Origin of the sequence: Burkholderia sp. DN3021 (assembly GCF_049805555.1) — a bacterium.
GTDB classification, from domain to species: domain Bacteria; phylum Pseudomonadota; class Gammaproteobacteria; order Burkholderiales; family Burkholderiaceae; genus Burkholderia; species Burkholderia pyrrocinia_C.
In genome coordinates this window covers 48,038-58,193 of the sequence record NZ_JBNCAB010000046.1, presented here as the reverse complement: position 1 = coordinate 58,193, position 10,156 = coordinate 48,038, and the positions used below count along the sequence as shown (strand labels likewise).

Sequence of the window (10,156 nt, the reverse complement as noted above, 5' to 3'; positions counted from 1 at the left end):
GCGCAGCGCCGCGCGCCAGCCGGGCCACCAGTCCGCCGGCAGATGATGCGGCGCGTCGACCAGGAAGCCGGCCGCGCCCGCGTCCGCAAAGGCGGCGAGGTGCGCGCACCACCACGCGGACAGCGCGTCGCGCGCCGCATCGTCGCCGAGGTTCGCGTGCACGACATCCAGCGCGTGCGCGGTGCCGCGCGGGTCGATCAGCGCATCGTCGTGCGTGCGCTCGACGTACCAGTCCGGATGCGCGGCGCGCAGCGGGTTCTCGCGCGCGATGCGGTCCGGCACGACTTCGAGCAGCATGCGCAGCCCGTGGCCGTGCGCGAGCTGCGCGAGCCGCGAGAACGTTTCGAGCGCGCTCGCGCGCGTCGCGAACGTGTGGGCCGGGCGATGGAAATCGGCCACGTGGCGCGGGAAGCCGGCGACGCTCGCGGCCCAGAACGCGCCGACCAGCACGTGATCGAAGCCCATTCCCGCGATATGCGCGCAGGTCTGCCCCCACGCGTCGAGCGGCCCGACGAGGCGGGCGTCGCAGAAATAGATATGCGGAGCGAAGGTCGGCGTGGAGTCCATGGCGCGGAGCGTGCGGGCGGCGGCGGTCGATAACGCCGGGTTGCCGCAACGCGTGTGCCTGCCGCGCGGAGTCCGGCGCGGCAATGGTCAGGCGGGATGCCGGCGCCGGCGGGCTGTCGTTTTTACATGACCGCTGTACTGCCGCTTGCACTTACATGTGCGGGATGGAGCGGATATCCGTGCTGTCGCCCGCGGCGCGATCGTCGTCCGTTTCGGGAAGCGGCATGCCGGGGTCGTAGCGCGCCATGGCGCCGTGTTCGATCCGGTGCGCGAACGGCGGCGGTGCGTCGACCTCGTCGCCGAAGCGCGCGCGCACGAATGCGCGCAGCAGCGCCACGCGTGCGTTGGCGCCACGCGCGCCGCAGGCGGACGGGCCGTCGATGAAGGTCGCGTCGCATTCGACGCTGTCGCCGTGGTGTGCGATCCGCAGGTCGTCGACGCGATCGAGCACGGCGCCCGCGTCGGCCCACGACGCCGACGGCGCGAACGGCGCGTCGAGGCGCCTCAATGCGTCGCAGGCGGCCGTCACGACGACCGCCGGCGCGACGGACGTGAAACGCAGCGTGTCTTCGTCATCTGCGCACAACGCGCGTGCGCACCAGTAGTCGAGATCCTTTCCGCCGAGTGCGTCGGTTCGCATGGGCAAGCTCCGCTGGACCGAAAAGGTTTTCAACGCGCAATCGACGTTCCCGTCGCGGCGGCCGTCGCGCGCATCCGCGCGACGAGCGGGTAGTGGTCGGATGCGTGCCGCGCGCGCATGCTGCGATGCACGATCACGTCGATCAGCAGTTCGCCCGGGTGGATCCAGATCCGGTCCAGCGAGAACACCGGATACAGCGTCGGGAACGTGCGTGGCGCGGGCGCGCGCCGGAACCGCGTGACGAGCGCCTGCAGCGCGCGGCCGCGCACGAACCATTCGTTGATGTCGCCGAGCAGGATCACCGGCATCGCGCCGGTGTCGAATGCGGCGAGCAGCCGTTGCACCTGCGCGCTGCGTTCGCTCGCCGACAGGCCGAGATGGGTCGCGACCACGCGGATCGTGCCCGCGCCGCAGTCGATGTCGGCATCCAGCGCGCCGCGCGGCTCGCGCAGGTGGAACGACAGGTCGAGCGTGCGCGCCGCGCGGATCGGGCAGCGCGACAGCACCGCGTTGCCGTAGCGGCGCTCCGGCGTGTCGATGGTCGGGCCGGCCGCCGCGTGCATGCCGGTCGCGTCGCGCAGATGCGCGAGCACGTCGGGCGCACGCGTGCCGCCGAGCGGCACTTCCTGCAGCGCGATCACGTCCGCGTCGAGTTCGTCGATCACGGCCGCGATCCGGTCGGCCGCGCGCGCCGGCCACGTGCCGTAGCCGCCGCGGATGTTGTAGGTCGCGATCCGCAGGTCGCGTCCGCCCGGCGCGGCGGCCGGCGGCCCGTCGGCGGTGACGATTTCGGGCGGCGGCGCCGCGTGCCGGCTCAGCGCCATCGTCGCAGCACCCTGACGAGCAGCACCGACACGCCGACCAGCGCGATGCCGATCGCTGCGAGCCACGCGAACGCGCCCGGCCGCGGATGGTTGAGCGCGGCGGTCAACTGATGCGCGAACGTAACCGTCAGCGCGATGCCGGGCAGCATCCCGATCGCGGTTCCGACCAGGAAGTCGCGCAGGCCGATGTGCGACGCGCCGGCGACAAGGTTCACGACCGCGAACGGCGCGATCGGCAGCAGCCGCAGCACGGCCATCGCGACCACGCCGCGCCGGCCGATGCGTTCGCTCAGCCGGTTCGCGCGCGCGCCGGCCAGCCGGCGCACCGCGTCGCGCCCGAGCCAGCGGCCGAGCCCGTAGGTCGTGGCGGCGGCCGCCATCGAGCCGAGGCCCGCATACGCGAAACCGGGCCACGCGCCGAACACGAGCCCGGTCGCGGCGATCAGCAGCGTGATCGGCACCGCGAACGTCGCCGCGACCACATAGCCGGCGAGCAGCAGCGCGGGTGCGGCCGGCCACTGCGCGATGCCGGCCGCCGCGTGCGACAGCGAAGCGATATTCAGCCGCGCGCCCAGCGGCGAGAAGCGCCACATGAGCGCCAACGCGGTGATGGCGAGCACGATCGCGCCGAGCACGAAGAAGCGCGTGCTCAGCGAGCGATGCTGTTCGCGCGGCACGAATTCGCGGACGAATCGGTCGGGTTCGATCGGCTGCTCGGGATCGAGCCGCGTGCTGACCGGCACGAGCGCGTCGAGTTGCGGTGCGACGGCCGGATCGAGCGTGCGCAGCGTGCGGCCATGCTTCGCGCGCAGCCGGTCGAGCACGGCGTTCGGCCGGTCGGCGCAGGCGAATGCGGCGGTAACCGCGGCGGGTGTCATGCCGAGATGCTCGGCCAGCAGCCGCTCGCGCGTGCCGGCGATCGCCGCGCGGATGCGCGCGTCGCCGGCCGCGACGAGCGCGATGCAGCATTCGGTGTCGAGCAGCATCGAGCGGTTGTTCAGGTTCGCGCTGCCGATCACGAGGCATTCGTCGTCGACGATCGCAAGCTTGCTGTGCACGTTCACGCACGCGTCGCCGAGCCCGTCGACATGCGGATACAGCAGCCGGTAGCGGCCGAAGCGGTCGGCCGCCGCGAGCGTCGCGTGCAGGCGCGCGCGCAGCACGCCCATCGTCGCTTCCTGCAGCCAGCCGCTCTGCACGCGCGGCGCGACGACCGTCACGTCCGGCCCGTGCGCGTCGGCGAGGCGCGCGGACAGCGTCTCGCGCACGACCGCCGCGGTGAAATACTGGTTCTCGACGTACAGGTGCCGGCGCGCGGCGCGGATCGCGTCGCCGACGAGCGCGCGCACTTGCAGCACCGGCTCGCGGCCGCCGTGGCGCGGCGCCGTATACGCGATGCCGAGCCGCACGTCGCGCACGTCGACGCGCGCATCGGGCGGCCACGGATCGTCGTCCGGCCGCTCGAGGTGCCGCTGCGCGCGGATCGCGATCGGCCGCCCGCACGCGTGCAGCCAGCGCGTGCGCGCCTGCTCGCCGATCGCGGCGGCCGCGTCGCCGTCGAACATCGCCTGCACGTCGTGGAACGGCGCGTACGGCATCCCGTGCTCGTCGCGGCGGCGCGGGTCGCCGGCCGCATGCGCGGGCGTGTCCCAGCGCGCGCGCGTGAGGTCGAGGCCGCCGACGAACGCGAGCCGGTCGTCGATCACGACGAGTTTCTGATGATGCGATGCGCCGCGCGGATGCGTGTCGTCGAGCCGAAAGCGGATACCGCGATGCGCGCGCCAGCCGGCGCGATACACGGGCGGCCAGTCGCGCTCCAGCGCGTAGATCATCGCGAAGTCCCACGCGAGCACGTAGATGCGCAGGTTGTGCCGCGCGGAGGCGAGCGCGTGCAGGAACGCAGCGAGCGTGTCGGGGAAGGCGTCGCCATCGCCTGCGCCGCCCGGCGCAAGCCGCATCCGGCTGTCGACGTCCCAGCCGACGATGAATACCGTATGGCGTGCCCGCAGCAGCGCGGCGCGCAGCGTCGCGAAATACGCATCGCCGTCGACGAGCGTCGCGAAGCGGTCCGCATGGCAAATCGCGTCGCAGTTGCGGCCGCGTTCGAGCAGGCCGTGTCGCGACGCGTCGCCCGGCGGCAGCGCGGCGGCCGCTGCATCGTCCGGGCCTGCCGTTGCGATGGCGGCGAGCCGCACGCTCCTGCGGTCCGGCGCGATCATCGTGCGTCGACGTCCCGGTCGCCGTCGATGCGCTGCAGCAGCGCGTCGCAGCGGGCGCGCAGCGCCTGCAGCTCCGGCGAACGGGCGTCGAGCCGCACGCGTTCGCCGTTTTCAAGGCCGTGCGCGACCGCGATCTCGTAGATCTCCTGCGCGATCGTCGCGGCCGCGCTCGCGATCCTGATCCGGTCGTGCCAGCTGCATTCGGCGTGATGGCACGCGAGCCACGCGCGCAGCGCACCGACGCGCTGGCTGATGGTGAGCCATCCGCCGAACCGCATGCGGGCGGCCAGTTCGCTCGTCACGAGATAGGAGAGCAGGTCGGTCTGGGTCACACGAAGCTCCTTGACGAAGTGTCGGGGCGGCAGGTCCGCACGCCGGCGATGTTTTGCAGCGTCTTGCCGAGCGTTGCAAATTCCGGTCCGCTCGTGCGCGAGAACGGGGCCGGGATGTCGTCGGTGTCCGGATCGTCGTCCGACTGCTGGACGATGAACCGCTTCACGCGCACGCGTCCCGCGCAGGGTGTATCGTGCAGCGTGCCGAGCGTGAGATCGCCATGCTCGACGACGAGCGCGGCGTGCGCGGTTGACGCTGCGCGATGAGGCGGCATTCGAGCCGCGAGCATCACGAGTGCCGGGTAGCGCGGCCGGTAGCAGGCGTCCGACGCGTTCGAGGTGCCCGATCATGATGTGCATTCCTTCCGTTTCACCCAGGCGCGTACCGGTAGCGGTTCGACGCGCAATGGGGACGCAAGGGGACGTAAGGGGGCGCAAGGCGCGTGCCGGCCGGGCACGCTGCGTGCGAGCAGGGCGGCCGGCGCGCGCGGCGATCGGGCGGCGCGTATTTTTTGCATCGTTATCGCAGATAAGCACAGGAGGCCATCGTGCAACATCAACAGGATGCACAGGTTCGAGACCCGTATCGCGGCCACGAGATCCTCGTATGGGCGCGGCGCAACGATAGCGGCGCATGGCGCGACGAGGTGCAGGTGTATGTCGGCGGCGAGCGCATCGAGCTGGTCGAGCCGGCGGCCGCCGGCCCCGAATGGCTGACCGAGAACGAAGCATTGCGCGCGGGCGTCGAGCGCGGCCGTTATCTGATCGACAAGCGCGTCGACGACGATTGACCGGGGCGCATCGACGCACGATCCGCGTACCCGCGCCGTCTGCCGGTACGGCCCCGGCCGCGACGCGCGGCCTTGCCTGCAGCCGCTACGAAATCGACGTGAACCTGGCCGGCCGCATGCTGTTCGCCGTGCCGGCCGCGTGAAGCGCGCGGGGGCTTCGATCCGGCGAAGGCGACCCCGGTGAGGCGGATTGTCTACGGCCGCGCGGCGATTTCATCCAGATGCCACAGCAGATCCGCCGGATCGTCGTACACGCGCAGCGCGCCCGCGCGTTCCAGTTCGTCGCTGCCGTAGCCGCCCGACAGCAGCCCGACGCCGAGCGCGCGGCAGCGGCTGGCGGCGAGCATGTCCCAGATGCTGTCGCCGACGACCACCGTGTGTTCGATCGGCACGTTCAGTTGCGCGGCCGCGGTCAGGAACAGGTCGGGGTCCGGTTTCGCATATTTCACCTGGTCGCGCGTGACGACGACGTTCCTTGCCGGATCGACGCCGAGCGCCTCGAGATTGATGGCGGCCGTTTCCATCCGCCCGCTGGTGGCGATCGCCCAGCGGATGCCCGCGCTCGACAGCGCGGCCAGCAGCTCGCGCGCGCCCGGCAGCGGCCGAACCTGCGCGCGCAGCCGCTGGTACGCGGCCGCATGCAGCCGGGCGAGCCGTTCGACGCGCTCGGCGTCGATGTCGCCCGCCGTCTCGCGCAGCAGCTGGTTCAGGAACAGGCCGCCGCTCATCCCGATCTTGCGGTGGATGCGCCACACCGACAGTTCGATGCCCTCGGCATCGAGCGCTTCCTTCCACGCGAGCACGTGCTGATAGACGCTGTCGACGAGCGTGCCGTCGAGATCGAACAGAAAAGACGTTTCAATGCGCATGTGAATCTCCTGGCTCGATAGGGTTCGAGCGAATCGTCGATGAAAATCCTGCCGACACATTATCGGCGAGCGGCCATGTCATGGCGATGTCCCGTGGCCCCAACGTGCCGCGCCGTGCCGCGACGAGTCAGGCGCCGCTGGTACAATCGCGCGATGCGCGGGGCCGGACTTTTCCGCGCCGTACGCACCCCCAACCCTCGTCGATTCCAGGTATGGCAACACCGGACGCCGTCAGTTCCAGTCAATCGTGGTGGGGCGTATGGGCCCTGGCACTCACCGCCTTCATCTTCAATACCACCGAGTTCGTCCCCGTCGCGCTGCTCAGCGCGATCGGCGACAGCCTGCACATGCAGCCGACCGACGTCGGCCTGATGCTGACGATCTATGCGTGGGCCGTCGCCGTCGTGTCGCTGCCGCTGACGCTGGTCACGCGCCATGTCGAGCGCCGCAGGCTGCTGGTCTGGGCGCTGGTGGCGTTCATCGTCAGCCATATCGTCACCGGTATCGCGTGGAATTTCGCGGTGTTGATGGTCGGCCGGCTGGGCATCGCGTGTGCGCACGCGGTGTTCTGGTCGATTTCCGTCCCGCTCGCCGTGCGGCTCGCGCCGAGCGACCGGAAAAGCCGCGCGCTCGGCATGCTGGCGATGGGCACGTCGATCGCGATGGTCGCCGGCATTCCGCTCGGGCGCGTGATCGGCGAGGCGTTCGGCTGGCGCGTCACGTTCCTGATCATCGCGGGCGCGGCGGGCGTCGCGTTGCTGCTGCTGCGCGCGACGTTGCCGGAACTCCCGAGCCAGGGCGCCGGATCCGTCGGCAGCATCGGCGTGTTTCTGCGCAAGCCGGCGCTGGTGGCGCTGTACGCGATCACCGTGCTCGTCGTGTCCGCGCATTTCACGTCGTACACGTATATCGAGCCCTTCGTCCAGAGCGTGAACCACGCGAGCAGCAGCCGGATCACGTATGTGCTGATCCTGTTCGGCATCGCCGGCATGCCGGCCGCGCTCTGCTTCAATCGCGTCTATCCGCACCGGCCGGACGATTTCCTGCTGGCGTCGATCGTTGCGTTGTCGGGATGCCTGCTGATCCTGTTCCCGTGCGCGCTAAACATCGTCACGCTGTCCGTGCATACGCTGGTCTGGGGCGGGGCGATCGTCTGTTTCGGCCTCGCGATGCAGGCATGGGTGCTGAAGCTGGCGCCGGAGGGGACCGACCTGGCCGTGTCGATCTTCTCGGGCCTGTACAACGTCGGCATCGGTGCCGGCGCACTGCTCGGCAACCATATCGCGGGCGACTTCGGGCTGCCGTGGGTCGGCACCTTCGGCGGCGTGGTCGGCGCGTTCGCGGTCGGGATCGCGTGGCTCGCGTTGCGTCTTCACGCGAAGCGGGCGATGGCGGAGCCGACACCGACCGCCGGCGTGCAGTGAAGTGAAGGCGGCAGCGGCCCGATGCATTTGCTTCCCGTGCGAACCGGGATGCGCGAACCGACCGCGCGCAGTCATTTCGCGCTGTCGGTCCGGTTACGCGACGATGGGCCGCCACGGAATTCAGGTTCGCGCTTCAGGTGTCATGCAATCGAATAGCCGCCGTCGGCCACGAGCGCATGCCCCGACACATAGCTGGAATCGTCCGATGCGAGGAACGCGACGATCGTCGCCATTTCCTCGGCGGACCCCCACCGTCCTGCCGGTGTCGCTGCGGCAAAGCCCTGCCGTGCATCGTCCGACGGCCAGATGCCGCGATGATGGAACGGCGTTTCGATCAGCCCGGGGCACAGTGCGTTGACGCGGACGCCTCGCTTGAACCACTCGATCGAAGCCGTCTTCGTCATCCCGATCACCGCGTGCTTGCTCGCGATATAGACCGACGCATTCTCGAAGCCGATGAGCCCGCCCATCGACGCGTTGTTGATGATGCTGCCCGAGCCCTGACGCAGCATGATTTCGGCCGCGTACTTCATCGAATTGAACACGCCGCGCACGTTCGGTTCGAACACCATGTCGAACCGTTCGGCATCCTGCTCGAGCAGCGGCGCGAACACGCCTTCCGTGCCGGCATTGTTGAACGCGATGTCGAGGCGTCCGTAGGTCGATACCGTGAAATCGAAGAGCGTGCGGAGCTCGTCTTCATTCGCGACGTCCGCGGCGAAGGCCTTCGCTTCGCCGCCGGCGGCCGTGATTTCCTCGACCAGTCGATCCAGTTCGGTCTTGCGCCGTGCGGAAACGACGACCTTCGCGCCGCGCCGCGCGAGTTCGATCGCGGATGCGCGGCCAATGCCGGAACTCGCACCCGTCACCAGTGCGATGCGGCCCTCGAGTTGAGCCGGATATGTGCTTGCGTTCATGATGAGATTCCCCAGAGTGGTTGACCATTCACGTCGAAACGACGTCTGACGCTCATTGTGGTCGTTCGCCGGTCGCAAAAAAATGGAACAATGGCGCATTCAGAATTCCCGTTTCGGGAATTAAAATCGCTTCTTCGCGAGCGTCAAAAGGGTTCCTCATGCTCAACCGGCTCGACATCCTGAAGATCTTTTCCGCGGCGGCCGCGGCGCCCACGTTCCGCGAGGCGGCCGCGCGGCTCGGTGTGTCGCCGCAGGTCGTGACGCGCGCGGTGCGCGAACTGGAGGAGATGCTGGGCGAAACCCTGTTCCATCGGACGACCCGCAGTATCCGGATTACCGCCTTCGGGCAGTCGTTTGCGCTTGAAGCGCAGGCGGCGCTTACTGCCGTCGACGGGCTGTTCGGGCCCGCGAACGCTCAGGTCGACGAGCCGGTCGGCGTCGTCAGGATCACGGCCCCGTCAGGCATGGGGCGTCATTATGTCCAGCCGATCCTGACCGATCTCATGCAGCGGTATCCGGGGCTCGTGCCGGATCTGAGGCTGTCGGATGTGCCTTCGCCGGTGGTCGACGAGCAGATCGATATCGGCGTGCGGGTCGGGGCGATCGGAGATAACCGCTTTGTCGCGCGAATGGTCGGGCCGTTGCCGATGTGGGTTGTTGGCGCCCCGTCGCTGATCAAACGGCTGGGCGAGCCGAAAAACCTCAAGGCACTCGAATCGATGCCGGTGACGTGCCTGATCGACCGCGCGAGCGGTCGGGCGTGGCCGTGGATTTTTCGCGGGGAGCAGCAATTCAAGCCTGCGTCGCCGGCCTATCTGACCGACGACGCCGAGGCTGAGATCGAGGCCGTGTGCGCAGGGCTGGGATTCGGCCAGTGCTCGGAGTATCTCGTCCGACCGACCATCAAGAAGGGGCGCCTGGTGCGGTTGCTGTCGAGCCTCGAACCCGAACCGTGGAAGTTGCACGTCTATCGGCCGCGGCGTGGCCCGATGCCCCGTCGTATCAGGGTGGTGTACGACGAACTCGTGGCGAAGCTGGCGCAGGCAACGTGGCGAGGGTAGGCGGTGGCGCCGTGTTTCCCGGCGATAAATCAAGTCGTGGCGAAGCGGGGTGAACCTCCGGTTTCGCCATAAACCTGCATAGCCATCCGGATTATTTTCGTTTCGTCGCGCGCATCTCCAAAGATTGGGTTGTTTCTGTCAATTATTTGAATTATTAACGATAAAACATTCCCGATTCGAAAACCCGTCATCTCCCAGTATTTGACCGCATGCTGCAAAGATTGAAACAGGGAAAGAAACGTCATTAATCTGCGTACGCGTGCGAAGCGAGCCGCGCGCGCCATTCACAACAACCGGGAGACGGAGATGAAGGGCATAAATAATTTAGGAATATTGACGATGTGCTTCGTTGCTGCGGCGATAGGATTGTCCGCATGTGGCGGCGACGATGTCGGTTCGTCGTCGGCAACGGGCACGGCGGTGACTGGGGCGACGTCGACCACCGGAACGACGCCGACGACCGGAGGCGGCGGAACCACGGGTACGTCGCCGACGGCAATGCAGCAGATCGC

Annotated in this window: 11 protein-coding genes and 2 pseudogenes; 4 read left to right on the top strand and 9 right to left on the bottom strand. The window is 68.8% G+C overall.

Annotated features, from left to right (window positions below; genetic code table 11):
* From ACPUER_RS22090 to ACPUER_RS22065, 6 genes and pseudogenes are all read right to left on the bottom strand, one after another.
* Positions 1 to 567 (bottom strand): annotated as a pseudogene (locus ACPUER_RS22090) (DUF3416 domain-containing protein); the annotation flags it as partial.
* 151 nt (positions 568 to 718) lie between these two features.
* Positions 719 to 1,207 (bottom strand): phage protein NinX family protein, encoded by a 489-nt coding sequence (locus ACPUER_RS22085; protein WP_425132106.1) that lies wholly within the window; start codon positions 1,205 to 1,207, stop codon positions 719 to 721.
* A 29-nt stretch (positions 1,208 to 1,236) separates the two neighbouring features.
* A complete protein-coding gene (locus ACPUER_RS22080) occupies positions 1,237 to 2,031 on the bottom strand; it encodes an endonuclease/exonuclease/phosphatase family protein (RefSeq protein ID WP_175961737.1) in 795 nt (264 codons plus the stop codon).
* Complete coding sequence (locus tag ACPUER_RS22075; protein ID WP_425132105.1) at positions 2,022 to 4,250, bottom strand: VTT domain-containing protein; 2,229 nt, start codon at positions 4,248 to 4,250, stop codon at positions 2,022 to 2,024. The genes ACPUER_RS22080 and ACPUER_RS22075 overlap by 10 nt, the downstream gene beginning before the upstream one ends.
* Positions 4,247 to 4,582, bottom strand: a complete 336-nt coding sequence (locus ACPUER_RS22070; protein ID WP_310133873.1) for a hypothetical protein — start codon at positions 4,580 to 4,582, stop codon at positions 4,247 to 4,249. The genes ACPUER_RS22075 and ACPUER_RS22070 overlap by 4 nt, the downstream gene beginning before the upstream one ends.
* A pseudogene (locus ACPUER_RS22065) lies at positions 4,579 to 4,862 on the bottom strand (MgtC/SapB family protein); the annotation flags it as partial. The pseudogene ACPUER_RS22065 and the gene ACPUER_RS22070, both read right to left, overlap by 4 nt.
* 268 nt (positions 4,863 to 5,130) lie before the next feature.
* Between ACPUER_RS22065 and ACPUER_RS22060 the strand changes: the two are divergent.
* Positions 5,131 to 5,373, top strand: a complete 243-nt coding sequence (locus ACPUER_RS22060) for a DUF6566 family protein (protein ID WP_034184441.1) — start codon at positions 5,131 to 5,133, stop codon at positions 5,371 to 5,373.
* Positions 5,370 to 5,516 carry a hypothetical protein gene (locus ACPUER_RS22055; protein ID WP_425132104.1) on the top strand — a complete coding sequence of 49 codons (147 nt, stop codon included), beginning with the start codon at positions 5,370 to 5,372 and terminating at the stop codon, positions 5,514 to 5,516. Before ACPUER_RS22060 ends, ACPUER_RS22055 begins: the two co-directional genes overlap by 4 nt.
* Before the next feature lie 51 nt (positions 5,517 to 5,567).
* On the opposite strand, the gene ACPUER_RS22050 is transcribed toward ACPUER_RS22055, so the two are convergent.
* On the bottom strand, positions 5,568 to 6,242 hold the full coding sequence (locus ACPUER_RS22050) for an HAD family hydrolase (RefSeq protein ID WP_072437872.1): 675 nt from the start codon (positions 6,240 to 6,242) through the stop codon (positions 5,568 to 5,570).
* Positions 6,243 to 6,454: 212 nt separating this feature from the next.
* Here ACPUER_RS22050 and ACPUER_RS22045 point away from each other — a divergent pair, with 212 nt between their 5' ends.
* Complete coding sequence (locus ACPUER_RS22045; protein ID WP_425132103.1) at positions 6,455 to 7,666, top strand: sugar transporter; 1,212 nt, start codon at positions 6,455 to 6,457, stop codon at positions 7,664 to 7,666.
* A 140-nt stretch (positions 7,667 to 7,806) separates the two neighbouring features.
* On the opposite strand, the gene ACPUER_RS22040 is transcribed toward ACPUER_RS22045, so the two are convergent.
* Complete coding sequence (locus ACPUER_RS22040) at positions 7,807 to 8,583, bottom strand: SDR family NAD(P)-dependent oxidoreductase (protein ID WP_175961732.1); 777 nt, start codon at positions 8,581 to 8,583, stop codon at positions 7,807 to 7,809.
* A gap of 158 nt (positions 8,584 to 8,741) precedes the next feature.
* On the opposite strand from ACPUER_RS22040, the gene ACPUER_RS22035 reads away from it, so the two are divergent.
* Positions 8,742 to 9,644: a LysR substrate-binding domain-containing protein gene (locus ACPUER_RS22035; RefSeq protein ID WP_425132110.1), complete on the top strand. Its 903-nt coding sequence runs from the start codon at positions 8,742 to 8,744 to the stop codon at positions 9,642 to 9,644.
* Positions 9,645 to 9,928: 284 nt separating this feature from the next.
* Here the strand turns inward: ACPUER_RS22035 and ACPUER_RS22030 are convergent, their stop codons facing one another.
* Positions 9,929 to 10,123, bottom strand: coding sequence for a hypothetical protein (locus tag ACPUER_RS22030; protein ID WP_425132102.1), 195 nt, complete (start codon positions 10,121 to 10,123; stop codon positions 9,929 to 9,931).
* Between the last annotated feature and the right edge of the window lie 33 nt (positions 10,124 to 10,156).